Below are 20,489 nucleotides of genomic sequence, written 5' to 3' on the forward strand. Positions count from 1 at the left end.
AGACCACCGCTCCTCTCCGGCCGAGTCACGGGGAGTCCCCACCCCGTGAGCCCGCCGGGGCGAGGGAACATCTGGGAGGTACGTACATGACCGGTCCGACCACGGCTGCCGCTGCGCTGCGCCGTCGGGCGGCCGGGGCCGGTGCCAACCGCTGGGTCGTCCTGGTCGTCCTGTGCGTCAGCCTGCTCCTCGTCGCCGTCGACGCGACCGTGCTGCACGTGGCGGTGCCCGCCGTCACCGAGGACCTCAGGCCCGGCGCGATAGAACTGCTCTGGATCGTCGACATCTACCCGCTGGTCTGCGCCTCGCTGCTGATCCTCTTCGGCACGCTCGGCGACCGCGTGGGCCGCAGACGGGTCCTGCTGCTCGGATACGGCCTCTTCGGCCTCGCCTCCGGCCTCGCCGCCCTCGCGCACGACCCGCAGGTGCTGATCCTGGCCCGCGCCCTGCTCGGCGTCGGCGGCGCGATGATCATGCCCGCGACGCTGTCGATCCTGCGCCAGGTCTTCCCGGACCGACGCGAGCGTGCCCTCGCGATCGGTATCTGGAGCGCCGTGGCCGCGGTGGGCGCGGCGGTCGGGCCGCTGCTCGGCGGCTTCCTCCTCGAGCACTTCTGGTGGGGCTCGGTCTTCCTCGTCAACATCCCGCTGATGCTGGTCAGCCTCCCGGTGGGACGCCTGCTGCTGCCCGAGTCCAAGGGTGACGGCCGTGGTCCCTGGGACGTGGTCGGCGCGCTGCTCGCGGCGGGTGGCCTGTTCGGCGTGGTGCTGGGCGTGAAGCGGCTCGGCGGCGGGGAGCCGCCGGCCAGCCTGTTCACCCTGGTGCCGCTGGTGGTCGGCGCGGCACTGCTGGTCCTCTTCGTACGACGGCAGAAGCGCCGGGCGCATCCGCTGGTCGACCTCAGGATGTTCGCGCGACCGGCGTTCAGTACGTCCGTCGGGTGCATCGTCCTGGCCATGCTCGCGCTGGTCGGGCTCGAACTGATCGCGGCGCAGTATCTGCAGCTGGTGCTGGGGCTGTCGCCGCTGGAGACAGGGCTGCGGCTGCTGCCGCTGACCTTCGCCGCGATGGCGGCGGGGCTGGCGGGCGCGCGGATGCTGCGGCGTTTCGGGCCGCGGCGGATGGTGTGCGCCGGGTTCGTTCTGACGGCCGTCGCGGTGCTGCTGCTGACGGCGATGGGCGGCGAGGACAATCCCGGGCTGCTGCTGTTCGGGTTCCTGCTGCTGGGCTTCGGGCTGGAGACGACGCTGTTCGGGGCGTACGAGTCGATGCTGAGCGAGGCTCCGCAGGAGCAGGCCGGCGGGGCGGCGGCGATCGGGGAGACGTCGTACCAGCTCGGCGCCGGGATCGGGATCGCGTTGCTGGGCAGCGTGATGAACGCGGCGTATGCCCCCGGGCTGTCGAGCGTGTCGGGTGTGCCGGCATCGGCCTCCGCGGCTGCCTCGCACTCGCTGGGGGAGGCCTACGAGGTTGCTGCGCAGCTGGGCGGGTCTGCGGGGGTGGCCCTGCAGCGGGCGGCCCGGGACTGTTTTGTGCACGGGCTGCATGTGACGTTGCTGGTGAGCGCGGGGTTGTTGCTGCTGGGGGCGGTGATGGCGTTGCGGTTGCCGCGCGTGATGCAGTGTGAGCCCGCTGCCGTGGAGGCAGAGATTCCTGCGCCTCGGGAAGTCGTGGAGTCCCGCGTCTCCGCTTGACCGGCCTTCTCCCACCCACGCACCACCCGTTTCCAGTTCGTTGATGGGTGGACGTCTCCTGTGGGGGCTCCTCGCCGTCGGCGGCTTGCGGTGTGTGGGCCGCGGGTCGCGATGCGTGGACCTGGTCGCAGTGCGTGGAAGTGGTCGCCGCCAGTCGAAGGTCAGTGCGGTGGAAACGGCCGTCATGCGCCGAAAGGTCGCCGTGAGTCGTAACTGCCAGCGCGGGAAACGGCCGCCATGCGTCGAAGCGGCCTCTGTGCGCCGAAAAATCCTCCATGCGTCGAAACGGCCTCCCTGCGTCGAATCCGCCATGCGTCGAAGCGGCCGCCGTGTATGGAAACGGTCGGTGCGGGTGGAAACGGTCGCCGTGTGTGGGCCCTGCACTGGACGTGCGGGACACTCCGTCGTAGCGTCTGCCCCAGAGTCGTAACTAGCAGTGCTAGTTTTAGTCGTCGCCGGAGGGTGGTCCATGTCCGCGTCCTCGAAGTTGCCCCCGTTCGATCCCGCTGATCCCCTCGGCATCGATGACCTCCTGGAGCCCGAGGACCTGGCGATCCGGGGCACCGTACGGGCTTGGGCGGCGGATCGGGTCGTGCCGTATGTCGCCGAGTGGTACGAGAAGGGCGAGCTGCCGGAGATCCGTGAGCTCGCCCGTGAGCTGGGGGGGATCGGCGCTCTCGGGATGTCCCTCGACGGGTACGGGTGTGCCGGTGCCTCCGCCGTGCAGTACGGGCTCGCCTGTCTGGAGCTCGAGGCCGCCGACTCCGGAATTCGGTCCCTGGTCTCTGTGCAGGGCTCTCTCGCCATGTACGCCATTCACCGGTTCGGCAGCGAGGAGCAGAAGCAGCAGTGGCTGCCCCGTATGGCTTCCGGCGAGGTCATCGGGTGCTTCGGGCTGACCGAGCCCGATCACGGCTCCGACCCGGCCTCCATGCGGACGTACGCCAAGCGCGACGGCTCCGACTGGGTGCTGAACGGGCGGAAGATGTGGATCACCAACGGGTCCGTCGCCGGGGTCGCCGTGGTGTGGGCGCAGACGGAGGAGGGGATTCGCGGGTTCGTCGTGCCGACCGACAGCGGTGGGTTCTCCGCGCCCGAGATCAAGCACAAGCTGTCGCTGCGCGCCTCCGTCACCAGTGAGCTCGTCCTCGACGACGTACGGCTGCCCGCCGATGCCGTGCTGCCGGAGGTCGTCGGGCTCAAGGGGCCGCTCAGCTGTCTGTCGCACGCCCGGTACGGGATCGTGTGGGGTGCCATGGGTGCGGCGCGGTCGTGCTTCGAGGCCGCCGTCGACTACGCGAAGTCACGGGAGCAGTTCGGCCGGCCGATCGGGGGCTTCCAGCTCACCCAGGCCAAACTCGCCGACATGGCGCTGGAACTGCACAAGGGGATTCTGCTCGCCCACCACCTGGGGCGGCGCATGGACGCCGGCCGCCTGCGTCCCGAGCAGGTCAGCTTCGGCAAGCTCAACAACGTCCGCGAGGCCATCGACATCTGCCGTACGGCCCGGACGATTCTGGGTGCCAACGGGATCTCGCTCGAATATCCCGTGATGCGGCACGCCACCAACCTCGAATCGGTGCTCACCTATGAGGGCACCGTCGAGATGCACCAGCTCGTGCTGGGCAAGGCGCTCACCGGACTCGACGCGTTCCGGTAGACCCCGCGCGGGAGGCAGGGCCGGTGAGCGGCCCTGCCTCAGCTCTGGTTGTAGAAGCCGTCCTCGCGGTGCGGTGCCCGCTCGCCGCTGATGATCTCCGTGTCGGCCGGGGTCAGCAGGAACACCCGGTTGGACACGCGGTCGATCGAGCCGCGCAGACCGAAGATGAGCCCCGCCGCGAAGTCGACGACGCGCTTGGCGTCGGCGGGCTCCATGGCCGTGAGGTTCATGATGACCGGGACCCCGTCCCGGAACAGCTCGCCGATGGCGCGGGCGTCCCGGAAGCTGTCCGGGGTGACCGTGCCGATACGGCGGCCCTTCTCCTCGGCGACATCCGACGCCACCTTGACCCGCGGGTCGGTGACCCAGGCATCCCCGGGCTCGGTCCCTTCGGAGTAGTCGTCGTCGTAGTAACGCTCGTCATCGTTGTCGTCAACGAGGCCCAGCCAGGCACTCGCCTTGCGCACCGATCCCATGGACGCCTCCTCTCACAGCGGTCTTTCTTCCATTCCGCATCCCTATGGTCATCCATGATGCGGACGTCGTGCCAAGTGGATAGACGCCGCGCGGGGGGTTTGTGACGGTACTGGTGCACAGCGGATCCGTCGAGAGCCCGTGTCCCCCAAGGGGCATGCCACGTACGGCTGCTGACTGTGAGTGAAATATGATTCTTCGCGGCGTATGGGTGAGACGGGGTGCGTACGGGTGAACGAGGCCGCCGTCGCGACCGGTACTCCGGTCGGTACGATGCGGCAGCTCAGCGTCACAGGAAACGTCACAGCAACGTCGTAAGAACCTCGGGGGGACGTCGTGTTCGGAATCGTCAGGCCATGTCGTCATCGGCTCGGAGAACAGCTCGCCGGCCAATGGATGGCGCATTTGTGCGGGTTGTGCCTCTCGTTGCGCGGAGACCACGGTCAGCTCGCGCGGATCGTGACGAACTACGACGGGCTCCTCATCTCCGTTCTGACGGAGGCTCAGGCCGAGCGGGACAGTGGACTGCGGCGTACGGCGGGACCGTGCCCGTTGCGCGGGATGCGCACCGCGTCCGTCGCGCAGGGTGAGGGTGCGCGGCTCGCCGCCGCCGTCTCGCTGGTGCTCGCCTCGGCCAAGGTGCGCGACCATGTGGCCGACGGGGACGGGCTGCTGGCCCGTAAGCCGGTGGCCCTCGCCGCGCGCCGGGTGGCCGCGGGCTGGGGTGCGGCGGGTGCCCGTACCGGCTCGGCCGTCGGGTTCGACACCGCCGTACTCGTCGACGCGGTGGACCGGCAGCTCGGCATCGAGGCGCTGGCCGGGCCCGGGACGCCGATCCTCGCCGTCACCGAACCGACCGAGACGGCGACCGCCGCCGCCTTCGCGCACACCGCGATCCTGGCCGGACGGCCGCACAACGCCGAGCCGCTCGCCGAGGCCGGGCGCCTCTTCGGACGGCTGGCGCATCTCCTGGACGCGGTGGAGGATCAGGCCGCTGACGCCGCGTCGGGTGCGTGGAACCCGCTGACGGCCACTGGGACCTCGCTCGCCGAGGCGCGGCGGCTCGCCGACGACGCGGTGCAGGGGGTGCGGTTGGCGCTGCGTGAAGTCGAGTTCACCGATGCCGGACTCGCCCATCTCTTGCTGGTGCACGAGCTGCGGCGCTCGGTGGACCGGGCGTTCGGCACGGTGCCGACGTGTGCGTCGCATCAGCCCGGCCCCTATGGACAGCAGCCGCAGCAGGGGCCGTACGGGGCGCCGCAGAATCCGTATGCCGGTGGCGGGAATCCGTACGCCGGCGGGAATCCGTACGCGGGTGGCGGGGGCGCGCCCGGTGGTGGTGCCGGTGGCTTCGGCGGAGGCGGCGGTGGTGACTTCGGCGGGTTCGGCGGTGGACCGGCCCCGCAGCCGCCGAAGGGGCGGCGTGGGTTCTGGGCCGGCTGCGGAATGTTCTGGCTGCTGTGCTGCACCTGCAAGCTGTGCTGTGCGAAGGAGTACGAGGGCCCGTGGTCCCGCAAGAAGCGCGAGGGCTGCTGCCGGGACTGCGACTGCGACGGCTGCGACTGCTGCTGCCCCTGCGACGGCTGCTAGGACTGTCCGGAGCGGCGACTTCCGGACATCCCCGGTACGGGGGTGGCGAGGGCTGACGGTGGGCAAAGGCGTCCAACTTTCATAGATCGTTCAAAGGTTGACGGCCGAAAGGCGCCCTTGCGGCTACCCGACGTTCGGCCGAATACTCCCCCTCAGCGCTTGTCAGGGGCACGGCGTGTTCGGAATCCGGGCACACGGCCCGCTGACTGCGCCTCACGGGCCCCGACCCCACGCGGGCCCCCGACTTCCCTTGGAGGGAACGAAAAAGTGAGGATCAAGCGCACCACCCCCCGCAGCGGCATTACGAGACGGACCCGGCTGATCGCCGTTTCCTCCGGACTCGTGGCCGCAGCCGCGATCGCGATCCCCAACGCGAACGCCGTGGACACGCCCACCACCTTCAGCGCCGCCCAGCTCAAGAGCGCCAGCGGTTCGGTGCTGAAGGCCGACATCCCGGGCACCGCCTGGGCGGTCGACAGCAAGACCAACCGCGTGATGGTGACCGTCGACAGCACGGTCTCCCAGGCGGAGATAGCGAAGATCAAGGAGCAGGCGGGCAGCAATGCCGACGCGCTCACGATCAAGCGCACCCCCGGCAAGTTCAACAAGCTGATCCAGGGCGGCGACGCCATCTATGCGAGTAGCTGGCGCTGCTCCCTCGGCTTCAACGTCCAGAGCAGCAACGGCACCCAGTACTTCCTGACCGCCGGCCACTGCACCGACGGCGCGGGCACCTGGTACTCCAACTCCGGCCGCACCCAGGTCATCGGCTCGACCGCCGGCTCCAGCTTCCCGGGCAACGACTACGGCATCGTGCGCTACTCCGGGTCCGTCAGCCGCCCCGGCACCGCGAACGGCGTGGACATCACCCGCGCGGCCACGCCGAGCGTGGGCACCACCGTCATCCGCGACGGCTCCACGACCGGCACGCACAGCGGCCGTGTCACCGCCCTGAACGCGACCGTCAACTACGGCGGCGGCGACATCGTCTCCGGTCTGATCCAGACCAACGTCTGCGCCGAGCCCGGTGACTCCGGCGGTTCGCTGTACGGCAGCAACGGCACCGCGTACGGTCTCACCTCCGGCGGCAGCGGCAACTGCACCTCCGGTGGCACGACCTTCTTCCAGCCGGTCACGGAGGCCCTCAGCGCCTACGGTGTCAGCGTCTACTGACGTTCGCGCCGGACATCGTCACCTGATGGCCTGACCTGCAGCCAGCAGCACGCGAGCCCCCGCACGCAACCGCCGTGCGGGGGCTCGTTATTGTCGACGCCGTCACGGGGGAGGGAGCGGAGTTGGAGTTCGACGACCGGCAACGGCGGGTCCGGCGCAGCCCGTTGCTGTTCGTGGCGCCGCTCGTACTGCTCATCCTGCTGACAGTGGTGCTGCTGTGGGAGATCGTGCGGTCGAACGTGACCGGCCCGGCGAGCCAGGAGTGGCCCTGGCGGCTGCGCCTGATGGACATGAACCCCCTGGGCAGCCTGCTGGCCGTCGCGCTCGCCGCCGTGTTCGGCCGGGCCCAGTACGGGCGGACGGTGCGGCCCGCACTGGGCTGGAGCTCCAGTTGGACGGTCGGCGACCTCGGTCCGGACGAGCCGGCCTGGAGCGTGGAGATAGTGAACGGCGGCTCGCAGCACGCCGTTGTGGAACGCGTGGACTACTGCTTCGTCCCGCATGGCGGGGAGCCCACCGAGTGGACCGACCACGCCGGGCTGCGGGAGGCGCTCGCCGAGCGAGGGCTCCTCCAGGGCAAGAACTACTACCTCCGGCTGACCGGTGCGGGGTTCCCCCTGGGCAGCGGGGGGATGCGGGCGGGGGCCTACGGCCGGCGGTTCGTGGACGAGATCGATCAGCTGCGCATGCGGCTGCGGGTCACCGACGCCGTGGGCGACAGCCATGAGCGGACCATGGACCTGATGCGAGGCGCCCGGCTGGACTGGCCGGGCAGCCGTCCGCGGCGCTCCTCCGGGTGAGGCGGCCGCGCGTCGGCACCGAGGGCGGTCCCGCCGTCATCGCACGGGCTGCGGCGGTGTGGCGCAGAGCCAGTCCAGTACGGCGGGCACGGCCTCCAGCGCCCCGAAGTGGCCCGCGTCCGGCTCCAGGACGGGACGGGCGCGGGGGATGCGGGCCGCGAGCCACTTGAAGTGGCCCACCGGCGAGAACGTGTCCAGAGCGCCGTGCCACAGCAGGACCGGCCGGGTGACGGCGGCCGGTTCGAAGCCCCAGTCGCTGAGCAGGGCGAGGTTGTCGTCGAGCCAGCCGTACGCCGAAGTGCGCAGCGCCTCACGGTAGTTGCGCAGCAGCATCTCGCCGACGGCCGGCCGCGAGACGATCCGCCGGTCGGCGTCGGTGAGCCCGTCACGGATGGACACCAGCAGCTGTGCGGGATCCCTGCGGATGGCGGCGGCGCGGGCGGCGAGCCGCTCGGCGTGGCCGAGCGGGTCGGTGAGCGCCCGGGTGTACTCCTCGACGTTGGACTCGGCCATCCCGTCGAACCAGCTCAGCCCCTCCGCGTCCGGCGGCGCGGGGGACACCAGCGCCGCCGCCCGCCGTACCCGCGCCGGCAGCAGCGCGGCGCAGGCCAGCGCGTGCGGGGCGCCGCCCGAGCGGCCGAGGACGGCGAACCGGTCGAGCCCCAGGGCGTCCGCCAGTTCCGCCACGTCGCGGGCGGCGTCGGCCACCCTGCGGCCCGGCAGGCGGTCCGAACCTCCGTATCCGGGGCGGTCGTAGGCGATGAACCGTGCCCCTGGGTGCGCTGCCATGACGTCCTCGGGCACCACTCCGAGGCGGCAGCCGGGGGTGCCGTGCAGCAGCACCACCGGCGTGCCGTCCGGGTCGCCGCGCTCCTCGACCGTCAGCCACCGCCCGTCGTGCATCCGTACGCCGTCGACCACCTGTGTCCTCCGTCTCCCCTTCGCGTACATCCCGGAGTTACCGTCGAAGTACACACCTCGTGCGCCTCATTCGGACCCCGGGGGGTCGTCATGGTCGAGGAGCTGGTCGCGGCGGGAGTGACACTCGCGTCCGCCGGAGCGGTGTACGTGGCGGCGGCAGCGCGGGTCGTCAAGCAGTACGAGCGGGGGGTGGTCTTCCGGCTCGGGAAGCTGCGCTCCCAGGTGCGCGGGCCCGGGTTCACCATGATCGTTCCGGGCGTCGACAAGATGCGCAAGGTGAACATGCAGATCGTGACGATGCCCGTGCCCGCGCAGGAGGGCATCACCCGGGACAACGTCACCGTGCGGGTCGACGCCGTCGTCTACTTCAAGGTGACCTCGCCGGCCGAGGCGGTCGTACGGGTGGAGGACTACCGGTTCGCGGTCTCGCAGATGGCGCAGACGTCGCTGCGGTCCATCATCGGCAAGAGCGAGCTCGATGATTTGTTGTCCAATCGCGAAAAGCTCAACCAAGGGCTGGAGTTGATGATCGACAGCCCGGCTGTCGAGTGGGGCGTGACGATCGACCGGGTGGAGATCAAGGATGTGTCGCTGCCCGAGACCATGAAGCGGTCGATGGCGCGGCAGGCGGAGGCCGATCGGGAGCGGCGGGCGCGGCTGATCAACGCCGACGCGGAGTATCAGGCCTCGAAGAAGCTGGCGGAAGCGGCTCATCAGATGGCCGACGCGCCGGCGGCTCTGCAGCTGCGGCTGCTGCAGACGGTGATGGCGGTGGCGGCTGAGAAGAACTCCACGTTGGTGCTGCCGATTCCGGTGGAATTGTTGCGGTTTCTGGAGAAGGGTGCGCAGGTCGCGGCCCCTGGGCGCGGCGAAACCCCGCCCCTGGAAATCCGCTTGGATTCGGATCCCGAAGGGTCGAATTCAAGACAGGAGTAGACCTAACACGCTGCTTATGGTTCGCTCGCTTGCGGTGTTTGCTGCGCGAAGGGAGCGGGCGTGACTGTGCACGGTCAAGACAGTAGGGGGAGCGCAACCGTGTTCTACGCGCGTCCTGAAGTCGACCTTGTGCGCTCCCTGTGGGCACCGGAATAGTGAACGTTGTTCAACCGGCCCGGGCGCGGCTTTTGTTGTGCGCCGCCTTCGTTGCCGTACGCCTTCCGGTTCGTGAGGTCCCCACAACCTCTCGGGCCGACCCCCCACAGGAGGACGTGAGTTGAAGCACCGACGCATACCCAAGCGGCGTGCAGCCGTGGCAGGTGCGGGTATCGCCGCACTGGTGGCCGCGGGAGTGACCTTCCAGACTGCGAACGCGAGTGAGACGCCTGAGGCGTCCGCGCCGAAGACCCTGTCGCTCGGCGCGGCCGGAAAGCTCGCCTCGACGCTCGCCAAGGACCTCGGCGCCGATGCCGCGGGTACCTACTACGACGCGCAGACCAAGAACCTTGTGGTGAACGTCCTCGACGAGGCCGCCGCCGACGCCGTCGAGGCGGCCGGGGCCAAGGCGCGGGTCGTCGAGAACTCGCTCGCCGAGCTGAAGAGCGCGCGTACGGCGCTCAAGCAGGACGCGACCATTCCGGGCACGTCCTGGGTGACGGACCCCACGACCAACAAGATCGTCGTGACCGCCGACCGTACGGTGTCCGACGCCGAGTGGGCCAAGCTCGGCAAGGTGGTCGACGGGCTGGGTGCCACGGCCGAACTCCAGCGGACCAAGGGGGAGTTCAAGCCCTTCATCGCGGGTGGTGACGCGATCACCGGTGGCAGCGGGCGCTGCTCGCTCGGCTTCAACGTGGTCAAGGGCGGTGAGCCCTTCTTCCTGACCGCCGGGCACTGCACCGAGTCCATCTCCACCTGGTCGGACTCCAGCGGCAAGGAGATCGGCGCCAACGAGACGTCCAGCTTCCCGGACAACGACTACGGGCTGGTCAAGTACACCTCGGAGGTCGACCACCCGAGCGAGGTCAACCTCTACAACGGCTCCACGCAGAAGATCACGGGGGCGGCCGAGGCCACCGTCGGCATGGCGGTCACCCGCAGCGGTTCCACCACGAAGGTGCACGACGGCAAGGTGACCGGGCTCGACGCCACCGTGAACTACGGCAACGGTGACATCGTCAACGGGCTGATCCAGACCGACGTCTGCGCCGAGCCGGGGGACAGTGGTGGGTCGCTGTTCTCCGGGGACAAGGCGATCGGGCTGACCTCCGGGGGCAGCGGTGACTGCACCTCCGGCGGGGAGACGTTCTTCCAGCCGGTGACCGAGGCGCTGTCGGCGACGGGGACCGAGATCGGCTGACGGTTCGTCGCGTCGCTTGGTTCGCTCGTGAAGTCCCGCCCCTGTGTGGGGGCGGGGCTTTGCGTGTTTGGTGCGGGTTGTGGCGCGTATGCCTGCGGCGGCCTGTGCTGCCCTGTGGGGGTTCGCGTAGCGCCTGCGGTCGGTGGGTGGGTCGGGGCCGCGCCGGGGGGTGTCCGTCCTCGGTCGGGCGGTTGCTGAGTCTCAAGAGGTGCTGTTTCTTGACGCCCGCCGCTGCGGGCGGACACCCCCCGGCACGTCCCCTTCCCGCCGTACGCGACTGCGAGCCGGTGGGGGTCGCGCGCGTGCTACCGCGCCTTCGTGGCCGTTCGCAGGCTCGCCGCCAGGAATGTGATCGCGATGCCCGCTGCCGCCCAGGCCGAGAGGACCAGGAGCGCGGCGGTCATGTCGTTGCCCTTGAAGTAGGCGATCGAGCGGGTTGCCCAGGTGCCGGCACCCGGTGGCAGTGCTGGGCCGAGGTCTCTCCAGAACGGGGGGAGCAGTGGGGGTGGGAGGGCGCCGCCTGCGCTGGGGTTGCCCAGGATGACGATGATCAGGATGACCAGGCCGATGCCGGCCAGGCCGAAGGTGGCCTGGAAGGCCAGGGTGGCCGCGCCCACCGCGAAGACGATCAGGGCGCCGAGGCCCCAGAGGGCGGCGATGCTGCCGGGCAGGGCGTCGAGGATGGGGCCGACGATCAGGGCGCCGCCGAGGCCGCCGGCGATGGCCACCAAGGCCATGGCGATGAGGCGGATCGCCGAGCGTCTGGGGGTGGGGCGGCCGGCGCCCGCGCTGATCGTCATGATCGAGGCGCAGAGGTAGCCACCCACGCACCAGCCGACGGTCAGGTAGAAGGACGTGAGTCCGTTGGCGTCCTGGCGGTCGGCCGGGGCCACGTCGAGGGTGCGGAGTGTGCGGGCCTCGGATTTTTCGAGGGTGGTGACGAGGGTCTCCAGGGTGGTGGCCAGTACTCTGCCGCCTCCGGTGGCGACCAGGAGGGTGTCGGTGGTGGCTGTCGGGTTGATCAGCAGGGCGCCGTCGATGTCGCGGTTCAGGATCTGCTTGCGGGCCGTCGCCTCGTCGGTCACGGCGCGGGCGTCGAGGGGGTCGCCGGGCAGGTTCTGCAGTTTGGTCACTGCTTGCTGGGCGGCTGCTTGGGGGGCTACGACGCCGAAGGGGACGTCCTTGGGTTTCGGGTCGTGCAGTGCGCCTACGTAGGAGGCGATGAAGAGCAGGGCCAGCGCCACCGTGCCGATCACGAGCAGCGTGGCTCGTGGAGTGACCGCGTCCTTCACTTCGGCCAGGAAGGGGCTGCGGGGAGTGTCGGCGCCGGTGGTCTGCGTCATGCCCCCACGGTCCGGGGTGCGAGGTGTTTGCGCAGGTGGGAGGCGACCGAACGGATGTCGTACGAGTGTTCGAGAAAGGGGCCGGAAATGGTCTATGGTGGGGGTGGGAGAGTTGGGAACTGATGTTCGAGGATCGGTGTTCGAAGCCGGTCCCGGGCTCATGAGTGCGGGAGGTGCGTGTGCCGGGGTTCACGCATCTGCACACCGCCTCCGGGTTCTCCATGAGGTACGGCGCCTCGCATCCGGAGCGGCTGGCCGAGCGTGCCTCCGAGCAGGGCATGGATGCCCTGGCCCTCACTGATCGCGACACGCTCGGGGGTGCGGTCCGGTTCGCCAAGGCCTGCGCGGCGGCGGGGGTGCGGCCGTTGTTCGGCGTCGAGCTGGCCGTGGAGGAGTTCGACCTCTCGTCGGCGGGTGGCTCTGCGCGGCGGCGCGCTCCGGTGCGGGGTGGCGCCTTTGTCGATGAGTCGACGCCTCGGGTCACCTTTCTCGCCCGGGACGGGGCTCAAGGGTGGGCCGATCTGTGCCGAATCGTTTCGGCCGCGCATGCCGGGGAGGGGCCGCCGATGCTGCCCCGGGGGGACAACCGGGGGGACGGGCTGATCGTCCTGCTCGGGCCCGGGTCCGATGTCGGGCGTGCGCTCGCCGCCGGTCGTCCCGATCGGGCGGCCAGGCTGCTGGTGCCCTGGCGGGAGATCTACGGCGACTCCCTGCGACTGGAGGCCGTCTGGCACGGGAGGAAGGGGACAGGTTCCGGCTCCTTGCGGCTGGCCGCCCGTACCGTCGGCTTCGCCGCCGAGCAGCGTGTGCGGCCCGTGCTGAGCAACGCCGTCCGATACGCGGATCCCGGTCTGGGGCCGGTCGCCGATGTGCTGGACGCCGCGCGTCGGCTCGTGCCCATCGACTCCACCAAGGAACTGGACTCCGGTGAGGCCTGGCTCAAGGGTGCGGAGGAGATGGGGCGGGTCGCCGAGCGGGTCGTCGAGGCCGCGGGTTTCCGGCGCGACACCGCACACCGGCTGCTGGAGCAGACCGGGGCGGCGGCCGCCGAGTGTCTCGTCGACCCCGAGGACGACCTCGGTATCGGCAGCGTCCACTTCCCCGAGCCGTATCTCGTCGGTGCCGGGCAGCGCACCGCCCAGCGGGCGCTCGCCTCGCGGGCCGTGGCGGGCATGGTGCTGCGCGGCTATGACGGGCGGCGGGCGTACTGGGAGCGGATGCACCAGGAGCTGGACATCATCGCCCACCACGGGTTCGCCTCGTACTTCCTGACGGTCGCTCAAGTGGTGGATGACGTAAGGAAGATGGGGATCCGGGTGGCCGCGCGTGGTTCCGGTGCCGGGTCGCTCGTCAATCATCTGCTCGGCATCGCGCACGCCGATCCCGTGGAGCACGGGCTGTTGATGGAGCGCTTCCTGTCCAAGCGGCGGCTGGTTCTGCCCGATATTGATATCGATGTGGAGTCCGCGCGGAGGCTTGAGGTCTATCGCGCGATCATCGACCGGTTCGGGACCGAGCGGGTCGCGACCGTCTCGATGCCGGAGACCTATCGGGTGCGGCATGCGATCCGGGACGTGGGCGCCGCCCTGTCCATGGATCCGGCTGACATCGATCGCATCGCCAAGTCCTTCCCGCACATCCGGGCGCGGGACGCCCGTGCGGCGTTGAACGAGCTGCCCGAGCTCAGGCAACTGGCCGGGGAGCGGGAGAAGTACGGCAAGCTGTGGGAGCTGGCCGAGGCGCTCGACGCCCTTCCGCGGGGCATCGCCATGCATCCGTGCGGGGTGCTCCTCTCCGACGCCTCACTGCTCTCCCGTACGCCGGTCATGCCGACCAGCGGCGAGGGCTTCCCCATGTCGCAGTTCGACAAGGACGACGTCGAGGACCTCGGGCTGCTCAAGCTCGACGTGCTGGGTGTGCGGATGCAGTCGGCGATGGCGCACGCGGTCGCGGAGGTGGAGCGGGCCACGGGGGAGCGGGTCGATCTGGACGCGCTCGACTTCGAGCGGGGGGACGGTGATCCGGCGACGTATCGGCTCATCCGTTCGACGGAGACGCTCGGGTGCTTCCAGATCGAGTCGCCCGGGCAGCGGGACCTGGTGGGGCGGCTTCAGCCGGCCACCTTCCATGATCTTGTCGTCGACATCTCGCTCTTCCGGCCCGGCCCGGTCGCCGCCGACATGGTGCGGCCGTTCATCGAGGCACGGCACGGGCGGGCGCCGGTGCGCTATCCGCACAAGGACCTGGAGGAGCCGCTGCGGGAGACATACGGGGTCGTCGTCTTCCACGAGCAGATCATCGACATCGTGCACATCATGACCGGGTGCGGGCGGGACGAGGCCGACCGGGTGCGGCGGGGGCTGTCGGATCCCGAGTCGCAGGGGCGGATCCGGGTGTGGTTCGCGCAGCACGCGGCGGCCAAGGGGTATGACGCGGAGACCATCCGGCGGACCTGGGAGATCGTCGAGGCCTTCGGGTCGTACGGCTTCTGCAAGGCGCACGCGGTCGCCTTCGCCGTGCCGACCTATCAGTCGGCCTGGCTGAAGGCCCATCATCCGGCCGCCTTCTACGCCGGGTTGCTCACGCACGATCCCGGGATGTATCCGAAGCGGCTGCTGCTGGCGGACGCGCGGCGGCGTGGGGTGCCGATCCTGCCGTTGGACGTGAATGTGTCGGGGGTCGCACACCGGATCGAACTGGTGTCTGAATCTGGGCGTTCCGGGGGGACTTGGGGGTTGCGGCTCGCCCTCTCCGACGTGCACGGCATCAGTGAGGCCGAGGCGGCGCGGATCGCGGAGGGACAGCCGTATGCCTCGCTTCTCGACTTCTGGGAGCGGGCCCGGCCCAGTCGGCCGCTCGCCCAGCGGCTTGCGCAGGTCGGCGCGCTGGACGCCTTCGGGGGCAACCGGCGCGATCTGCAACTGCATCTGACCGAGCTGCACCGGGGCGCCCGGGGCGGCGGCGGGGGACAGCTGCCGCTGGCCGGCGGGCGGAAGACGGCCGCGGCCGGACTGCCCGACCTCAGCTCCGCGGAGCGGCTCAGTGCCGAGCTGGGTGTGCTGTCCATGGATGCCTCGCGCAACCTGATGGACGACCACCGGGCGTTCCTCGACGAGCTGGGCGTCGTCTCGGCGCGGCGGCTGCGGGAGGCGCGGCACGGCGAGACCGTGCTGGTCGCCGGGGCCAAGGCGGCCACCCAGACGCCGCCGATCCGGTCCGGCAAGCGGGTCATCTTCAGCACGCTGGACGACGGGACGGGGTTGGTGGATCTTGCGTTCTTCGACGACTCGCACGACGCGTGTGCCCACACCGTCTTCCACTCCTGGCTGCTGCTGGTGCGTGGGGTGGTGCAGCGGCGCGGGCCGCGCAGTCTGAGTGTGGTGGGTTCCGCCGCCTGGAACCTCGCCGAGCTGATCGAACTGCGTGCCGAGGGCGGGCTGGACGAGGTGGCCGCGCGGCTGGCGGAGCCGGTACCGGTGCCGGGGGCCACGGGGGACGGCGGAGATCCGGCGCGCGGCCGGCGAATCCAAATGCCGACCGGATACGAACTGAACCCGTGGGCCGATCTGCGACCGGCGGGTCAAGAGCCTTCACAGATACGGAAGTTGTGGCACCAGAGTCCGGGGAGTGCGGGATGACCATCCTCTGCGTACGTTTCCAGCTGCCGCCGACGGACGAGGCGGCCCTGCCGGGGCTGCTCGGACTGCTGGAGGACTTCACGCCGGTCGTCCAGGCGCTGCCACCCGACGGGGCGCTGGCCGATCTGCGGGGCGCCGAGCGGTACTTCGGGCGGAACGCTGTCGAGCTGGCGTCGGTGATACGGGTGCGCGCCCTCGCCCATCACGGGGTCGACTGTGCGATCGGCGCCGGGCCGGGGCCGATGCTGGCCCGCGTGGCGCTGCGGGACGCCCGGCCGGGGGTGACCTGCGCCGTCCCCGAGGAGCCGGACGCCATCGCGGAGTTCCTCGCCGGGAAGCCCGTCGCCGCGCTGCCCGGCGTCGGGGCGGCGACCGCCCGCACCCTGGGCGAGTACGGCCTCGACACACTCGGCCTGGTCGCCGCCGCCCCCTTGTCCACGCTCCAGCGCCTCGTCGGCGCGAAGGTGGGCCGTGAGCTGCACGAGAAGGCGAGCGGAGTCGACCGGGGCCGGGTGGTGCCGAACGCCGTGTCGCGCTCGCTCGCCACCGAACGGCCCTTCAGCCGCGACGAGCTGGACCCCGGCCGGCACCGCAGCGCCCTGCTCTCCGCCGCCGAGGAACTGGGCGCCCGGCTGCGCGCCCTGGACAAGGTCTGCCGCACCCTGACCCTCACCGTCCGCTACGCCGACCGCTCCTCGACGACCCGCAGCCGTGCGCTGAAGGAGCCGACGGCCCACTCGCCGGCGCTGACCAGGGCGGCGTACGACATGTACGACGCCCTCGGCCTCCAGCGCGCCCGCGTCCGCGCCCTCGCCCTGCGCGCGGAGGGCCTCGACCCCGCCGAGCAGGCCTCCTACCAGCTCACCTTCGACCCGCTCGACGAGAAGGCCCGCCGCCTCGAGGAGGTCGCGGACCGCGCGCGGGCGAAGTTCGGGCCGCATGCGGTGATGCCGGGGGCGCTTGGTCGCCGTTTAGGGCTCAGTTGGCCCACGGCGGCGTGATGCGCGTGCCGTCGGCCAGCTCGGCCGTCAGGCCGATGGACGTGGTGACCCAGGTGATCGCCGTCCGGTCGGTCGGGTTCTCGACGGTCAGGGTCGCGCCCGGGTTGATGATCAGGGTGTCGCCGGGCGTGATCCGGTCGGTGCGGCCGTCGAGGGTGATCAGCAGCTCGCCGTCGAGCAGATGGAGGACCTCCTCCCGGTTGACCGTGTGTGCGGGGGCCTTGGTCCCGGCCGGGATCTCGCCGCGCCAGGCGCAGAGTTCCTTGCTGCCGGTGAGGGGGGTGGCGTACGAGACGAAGCGGGCGCCGTGGATCTCGTGGGTCACGGCTTCGGAAGCGCGGATTACGGGCACGGGGGCTCCTGTCGGGTCGATGGTCAAGCAGCTTGACTATATGGGCTTATGGTCAAGCTGCTTGACCGATCCGTCAAGGGTGTTTCAATGCCTGCGTGCAGAACTCCGAAGCCATGGCCTTGTCCGCCGCACTGCTCGCCGTCGCCGGTGAGCTCACGCAACGCATCCATGACGGTGTGGTCGCGCGTGGCTTCGAGGGGCTCCGGCCCGCGCACGGTTTCGCGTTCGCCCGGCTCGCCCCGGGTGGTGCGACGGTCACCGACCTCGCCGTCCATCTCGGTGTGACCAAGCAGGCCGCGAGTCAGCTCGTCGACGAGATCGTGCGCAAGGGATACGCCGAGCGCCGGCCGCATCCCGATGATGCGCGCGCCCGGCTGGTCGTGCTGACCGAGCAGGGGTGGGCCTGCACGCGGGCCGCGGAGGAGGCGGCCGCGGACGTCGTGCGTGAGTGGAGCGGTCTGGTGGGGGAGGCTGAAGTCCGCGCCCTGCACGGCCAGTTGCTGCGTCTCGCGCCCAACGGTCCGCTGCGCCCCTCCTGGTGACTGACTATCACTGGAAGTTTTTACTGACGCGTAACTTCACACGTCTACTACTCGCCCGTAACTTGACGAGTGAACAGCATCCTCGTGATCCGGATCACAGGGCGTAAGGCAGTCGCACCTCCCTTGAGCCGCAAGGAGATCACCCGATGCTGCCCTGGAAACGAGTGCTCAGACCCCTGGCCGCGCTGCTGCTGACCACCGCGGTCGCCGTCGTCCCCGCCACCACCGCCCAGGCCGCCGAAACGGCGGCGACCTCCAGCAGTGGCTGGAACGACTACTCCTGCAAGCCGTCCGCCGCCCATCCCCGCCCCGTCGTCCTCGTGCACGGCACGTTCGCGAACTCCGTCGACAACTGGCTCGGACTCGCCCCCTATCTGAAGGGCCGAGGCTACTGCGTCTTCTCCCTCGACTACGGCCAGCTGCCGGGCGTGCCGTTCTTCCACGCCCTCGGTCCCATCGACAAGTCGGCGGAGCAACTGTCCGCCTACGTCGACAAGGTCCTCGCCGCGACCGGCGCCGCCGAGGCCGACCTCGTCGGCCACTCGCAGGGCGGCATGATGCCCCGCTACTACCTCAAGTTCCTCGGCGGTGCCGCGAAGGTGAACGCCCTCGTCGGCATCGCGCCCAACAACCACGGCACCACCCTGTCAGGGCTCACCAACCTGCTGCCGTACTTCCCGGGCGCCGAGGACCTGCTCACCACCGCCACCCCCGCCCTCGCCCAGCAGGTCGTCGGCTCCGACTTCATGGCCAAGCTCAACGCGGGCGGCGACACCGTTCCCGGCGTCCGCTACACGGTCATCGCCACCAAGTACGACGAGGTGGTCACGCCCTATCGAAGCCAGTTCCTGAGCGGGGCCGACGTGAAGAACGTCCTGGTCCAGGACCTGTGCTCGGTCGACATCTCCGAGCACGCCTTCGTGGGCCTGACCGACCGGATCGCCTTCCACGAGGTGGCCAACGCGCTCGACCCGGCCCACGCCACCCCCACCACCTGCGCCTCCGCGATCGGTTGAGCATGTGAGAGCGGAACGCACCGCCGGGGCCTGACCGGCCTGAGCCGCCGGTCAGGCCCCGGAGTCATGGGGCAGCGGAGCGTTGGGACAGTGGTCCCCCCGGGCCGTGGCGCCCTGGGTCAGCGACCGTGACGGGCGCCGCCGGCCGCCCGCCTGCGCACCGACGCGAACAGGACCGCCGAGCCCAGCGCCAGGGTCGCCGCACCGCCCATCGCCAGATACGCCGTGCTGCTGTCCCCGCCGGTCTCCGCGAGGTTCTCGCCGGCGCCGGCCGCCTTCGGCCGGTTGGCCGGGGTGGCGGACTGCTCCTCGGCCGCCGCGGCCGGCTCCGCCGACGTACTGGCGTCCTGGTCGCCGTGGCCGTGGTGCTCGATGGTCGACTTGTCGGCGCCGTCCTCGATCTGCTCCTCGGAGGGCGCGGAGGCGCTCGGGGCCGCCGAGGCGTCGCCGCCGCTGCCGGAGCTGTCGTCGGTAGTGCCGCTCCCGCCGCCGAAGGTGACGTCCGAGCAGGAGTAGAAGGCCTCCGGGCTGTCCGAGCGCTGCCAGACCGCGTACAGCAGCTGCTTGCCGGAGCGCTCGGGCAGGGTGCCGGAGAACGTGTAGAAGCCGCCCGAGGCGGCGGGGTCGGTGGCCGTCGCAACCGGCTTCGCCAGGTCGAGATCGTCCCAGGCCAGCGGCTTCGTGGGGTCGTAGCCCTCCTTGGTGATGTAGACCTTGAAGGTGCCCTTGTGCGGGGCGGTCACGCGGTACTTGAAGGTGTACGACCCGCTGCTCACGCTCGTCGCCGGCCAGTCGGCGCGGGCCAGGTCGAGGCCCTTGAACTCGTCGCTGTTCGCGCTGCACAGCTTGCCGTCCGGGATCAGCTCCTGGTGGCGGCCGGCCGCGTCGCCGATACGGATGCCGTTCCAGTCGTAGAGGGCCTGCGTGCCGCCCGCCGCGACCGCCGCCTTGCACGCGTCGGACTTCGGGCTCTCCGGGCCCTCCGCGTAGCACTGCGAGACCCGGCTGACCGGGTCGCCCATCGCACCGTGCGCCGCGGCGGGGGCGGTGGCCAGAGCGGTCAGGGCGAGCGGCGTCAGGCCGAGGGCGGCGACGGTGGCGGCCTTGCGGCGTGCGGGCATGGGGGATCTCCTCGGAACCGGAACGGGTGTGTGCCGAATCCAAGAAACCGTGAAATCGCCTGTCGCAGGGGGTTCGCGGCGATCTTTAGGGTCGCCTTAAGGGAGTGCTCAGACTGAGATCAGGTAGGTAGCGTGCACGCCATGACGAGCGAGGAGATCCGGCCCGCCACGGCCGCCGACGTCCCGGCCGTGAAGGCCGTGACCGACGCGGCCTACACGCACTACATCGAGCGCATCGGGGTGGTCCCCGTGCCCATGGAGGCGGACCACGCGGCGAACGTCGCGGCGGGCAAGGTGTTCGTGACGGGCGATCCCGTGATCGGGCTCGTCGTGCTGGAGACGTACGAGGACCATCTGTTCCTCGACAGCATCGCCGTCCACCCGGACGCGCACGGCAAGGGCGTGGGGCGACGGCTGCTGCACTTCGTGGACGCACGCGCGCGTGCGCTCGGCCTGCCCGAGGTCAGGCTCTACACGAACGCGCTGATGTGGGAGAACCAGAAGATCTACCCGAAGTACGGCTATGAGGTCATCGAGCGTCGGGTGGACGGCCCGTACGACCGCATCCACTACCGGAAGCGGCTCTGACGTCTGTTGTCTCTGTTCGGCCGGCAGGGCGTCTCAGCCGTCCGGCCACCAGGTTCGTGCGATGTCCTTGCGGACCTCGGGTCGTCCCGAGGGGCGCTCGTCGGCCTCCTCACGGACCCGGCGGGCATCCGACTTCCTCTTCAGGGGCTTCTGCACGGTCACACGGCGCATGGCTGCCTCCTTCGGGGCCACCGAGTTCCTCGTTCTCAAGGAGGTAGACCCTTTCGGGGAGAGTTCCTCATCGCCGCTGGTCCTGTCAGTGGCGGCTGTCACCATTCGA

At 70.5% G+C, this 20,489-nt stretch carries 18 protein-coding genes; 12 read left to right on the plus strand and 6 right to left on the minus strand.

Annotation, left to right across the window (positions count from 1 at the left end; genetic code table 11):
* Positions 1 to 86 precede the first annotated feature (86 nt).
* Both ACZ7L6_RS33970 and ACZ7L6_RS33975 read left to right on the plus strand, forming a co-directional pair.
* Positions 87 to 1,694: an MFS transporter gene (locus ACZ7L6_RS33970; protein WP_471930648.1), complete on the plus strand. Its 1,608-nt coding sequence runs from the start codon at positions 87 to 89 to the stop codon at positions 1,692 to 1,694.
* Positions 1,695 to 2,163: 469 nt separating this feature from the next.
* Positions 2,164 to 3,354, plus strand: coding sequence for an acyl-CoA dehydrogenase family protein (locus ACZ7L6_RS33975; protein ID WP_471930650.1), 1,191 nt, complete (start codon positions 2,164 to 2,166; stop codon positions 3,352 to 3,354).
* Positions 3,355 to 3,392: 38 nt separating this feature from the next.
* Here the strand turns inward: ACZ7L6_RS33975 and ACZ7L6_RS33980 are convergent, their stop codons facing one another.
* Entirely contained in the window at positions 3,393 to 3,830 is a 438-nt protein-coding gene (locus tag ACZ7L6_RS33980) for a cell division protein SepF (RefSeq protein WP_031486205.1), read from the minus strand.
* A 334-nt stretch (positions 3,831 to 4,164) separates the two neighbouring features.
* Between ACZ7L6_RS33980 and ACZ7L6_RS33985 the strand changes: the two genes are divergently transcribed.
* From ACZ7L6_RS33985 to ACZ7L6_RS33995, 3 genes are all read left to right on the plus strand, one after another.
* Positions 4,165 to 5,418, plus strand: coding sequence for a DUF5685 family protein (locus ACZ7L6_RS33985; protein ID WP_471930652.1), 1,254 nt, complete (start codon positions 4,165 to 4,167; stop codon positions 5,416 to 5,418).
* 267 nt (positions 5,419 to 5,685) lie between these two features.
* A complete protein-coding gene (locus ACZ7L6_RS33990; RefSeq protein ID WP_471930654.1) occupies positions 5,686 to 6,591 on the plus strand; it encodes a S1 family peptidase in 906 nt (301 codons plus the stop codon).
* 74 nt (positions 6,592 to 6,665) lie between these two features.
* Complete coding sequence (locus ACZ7L6_RS33995) at positions 6,666 to 7,391, plus strand: hypothetical protein (RefSeq protein ID WP_471930656.1); 726 nt, start codon at positions 6,666 to 6,668, stop codon at positions 7,389 to 7,391.
* A gap of 36 nt (positions 7,392 to 7,427) precedes the next feature.
* On the opposite strand, the gene ACZ7L6_RS34000 is transcribed toward ACZ7L6_RS33995, so the two are convergent.
* Positions 7,428 to 8,312, minus strand: a complete 885-nt coding sequence (locus ACZ7L6_RS34000) for an alpha/beta fold hydrolase (protein ID WP_471930658.1) — start codon at positions 8,310 to 8,312, stop codon at positions 7,428 to 7,430.
* A gap of 90 nt (positions 8,313 to 8,402) precedes the next feature.
* On the opposite strand from ACZ7L6_RS34000, the gene ACZ7L6_RS34005 reads away from it, so the two are divergent.
* Both ACZ7L6_RS34005 and ACZ7L6_RS34010 read left to right on the plus strand, forming a co-directional pair.
* A complete protein-coding gene (locus tag ACZ7L6_RS34005; protein WP_471930660.1) occupies positions 8,403 to 9,248 on the plus strand; it encodes a slipin family protein in 846 nt (281 codons plus the stop codon).
* A gap of 277 nt (positions 9,249 to 9,525) precedes the next feature.
* Positions 9,526 to 10,608 (plus strand): S1 family peptidase, encoded by a 1,083-nt coding sequence (locus ACZ7L6_RS34010; protein WP_471930662.1) that lies wholly within the window; start codon positions 9,526 to 9,528, stop codon positions 10,606 to 10,608.
* Positions 10,609 to 10,913: 305 nt separating this feature from the next.
* Here ACZ7L6_RS34010 and ACZ7L6_RS34015 read toward each other — a convergent pair whose 3' ends face one another.
* Entirely contained in the window at positions 10,914 to 11,951 is a 1,038-nt protein-coding gene (locus tag ACZ7L6_RS34015) for a DUF3533 domain-containing protein (protein WP_471930664.1), read from the minus strand.
* 179 nt (positions 11,952 to 12,130) lie between these two features.
* Here ACZ7L6_RS34015 and ACZ7L6_RS34020 point away from each other — a divergent pair, with 179 nt between their 5' ends.
* Together ACZ7L6_RS34020 and ACZ7L6_RS34025 are read left to right on the plus strand one after the other, a co-directional pair.
* Entirely contained in the window at positions 12,131 to 15,589 is a 3,459-nt protein-coding gene (locus ACZ7L6_RS34020) for a DNA polymerase III subunit alpha (protein ID WP_471930666.1), read from the plus strand.
* Complete coding sequence (locus tag ACZ7L6_RS34025; protein WP_471930668.1) at positions 15,586 to 16,590, plus strand: DNA polymerase Y family protein; 1,005 nt, start codon at positions 15,586 to 15,588, stop codon at positions 16,588 to 16,590. The genes ACZ7L6_RS34020 and ACZ7L6_RS34025 overlap by 4 nt, the downstream gene beginning before the upstream one ends.
* Here the strand turns inward: ACZ7L6_RS34025 and ACZ7L6_RS34030 are convergent.
* The gene (locus tag ACZ7L6_RS34030) at positions 16,568 to 16,942 is read right to left on the minus strand and encodes a cupin domain-containing protein (RefSeq protein ID WP_471930670.1); all 375 of its coding nucleotides are present in this window, start codon (positions 16,940 to 16,942) and stop codon (positions 16,568 to 16,570) included. The two genes, ACZ7L6_RS34025 and ACZ7L6_RS34030, sit on opposite strands and share 23 nt — an antisense overlap.
* Before the next feature lie 95 nt (positions 16,943 to 17,037).
* Between ACZ7L6_RS34030 and ACZ7L6_RS34035 the strand changes: the two genes are divergently transcribed.
* Both ACZ7L6_RS34035 and ACZ7L6_RS34040 read left to right on the plus strand, forming a co-directional pair.
* On the plus strand, positions 17,038 to 17,484 hold the full coding sequence (locus ACZ7L6_RS34035; RefSeq protein WP_471930672.1) for a MarR family winged helix-turn-helix transcriptional regulator: 447 nt from the start codon (positions 17,038 to 17,040) through the stop codon (positions 17,482 to 17,484).
* 146 nt (positions 17,485 to 17,630) lie between these two features.
* A complete protein-coding gene (locus ACZ7L6_RS34040; RefSeq protein ID WP_471930674.1) occupies positions 17,631 to 18,500 on the plus strand; it encodes an esterase/lipase family protein in 870 nt (289 codons plus the stop codon).
* Between the two features lie 119 nt (positions 18,501 to 18,619).
* On the opposite strand, the gene ACZ7L6_RS34045 is transcribed toward ACZ7L6_RS34040, so the two are convergent.
* Positions 18,620 to 19,621: a lytic polysaccharide monooxygenase auxiliary activity family 9 protein gene (locus tag ACZ7L6_RS34045; protein WP_471930676.1), complete on the minus strand. Its 1,002-nt coding sequence runs from the start codon at positions 19,619 to 19,621 to the stop codon at positions 18,620 to 18,622.
* A gap of 141 nt (positions 19,622 to 19,762) precedes the next feature.
* On the opposite strand from ACZ7L6_RS34045, the gene ACZ7L6_RS34050 reads away from it, so the two are divergent.
* Complete coding sequence (locus ACZ7L6_RS34050) at positions 19,763 to 20,209, plus strand: GNAT family N-acetyltransferase (protein ID WP_471930678.1); 447 nt, start codon at positions 19,763 to 19,765, stop codon at positions 20,207 to 20,209.
* Positions 20,210 to 20,242: 33 nt separating this feature from the next.
* Here ACZ7L6_RS34050 and ACZ7L6_RS34055 read toward each other — a convergent pair whose 3' ends face one another.
* Positions 20,243 to 20,380 (minus strand): hypothetical protein, encoded by a 138-nt coding sequence (locus ACZ7L6_RS34055; RefSeq protein WP_093910979.1) that lies wholly within the window; start codon positions 20,378 to 20,380, stop codon positions 20,243 to 20,245.
* Between the last annotated feature and the right edge of the window lie 109 nt (positions 20,381 to 20,489).

This window comes from Streptomyces sp. NPDC107522 (assembly GCF_055657525.1).

Coding starts and splice junctions, on each gene's coding strand:
- ACZ7L6_RS33970 (WP_471930648.1), top strand. CDS start 87: ATGACCGGTCCGACCACGGCTGCCGCTGCGCTGCGCCGTCGGGCGGCC.
- ACZ7L6_RS33975 (WP_471930650.1), top strand. CDS start 2,164: ATGTCCGCGTCCTCGAAGTTGCCCCCGTTCGATCCCGCTGATCCCCTC.
- ACZ7L6_RS33980 (WP_031486205.1), bottom strand. CDS start 3,830: ATGGGATCGGTGCGCAAGGCGAGTGCCTGGCTGGGCCTCGTTGACGAC.
- ACZ7L6_RS34005 (WP_471930660.1), top strand. CDS start 8,403: ATGGTCGAGGAGCTGGTCGCGGCGGGAGTGACACTCGCGTCCGCCGGA.
- ACZ7L6_RS34015 (WP_471930664.1), bottom strand. CDS start 11,951: ATGACGCAGACCACCGGCGCCGACACTCCCCGCAGCCCCTTCCTGGCC.
- ACZ7L6_RS34025 (WP_471930668.1), top strand. CDS start 15,586: ATGACCATCCTCTGCGTACGTTTCCAGCTGCCGCCGACGGACGAGGCG.
- ACZ7L6_RS34040 (WP_471930674.1), top strand. CDS start 17,631: ATGCTGCCCTGGAAACGAGTGCTCAGACCCCTGGCCGCGCTGCTGCTG.
- ACZ7L6_RS34045 (WP_471930676.1), bottom strand. CDS start 19,621: ATGCCCGCACGCCGCAAGGCCGCCACCGTCGCCGCCCTCGGCCTGACG.
- ACZ7L6_RS34050 (WP_471930678.1), top strand. CDS start 19,763: ATGACGAGCGAGGAGATCCGGCCCGCCACGGCCGCCGACGTCCCGGCC.
- ACZ7L6_RS34055 (WP_093910979.1), bottom strand. CDS start 20,380: ATGCGCCGTGTGACCGTGCAGAAGCCCCTGAAGAGGAAGTCGGATGCC.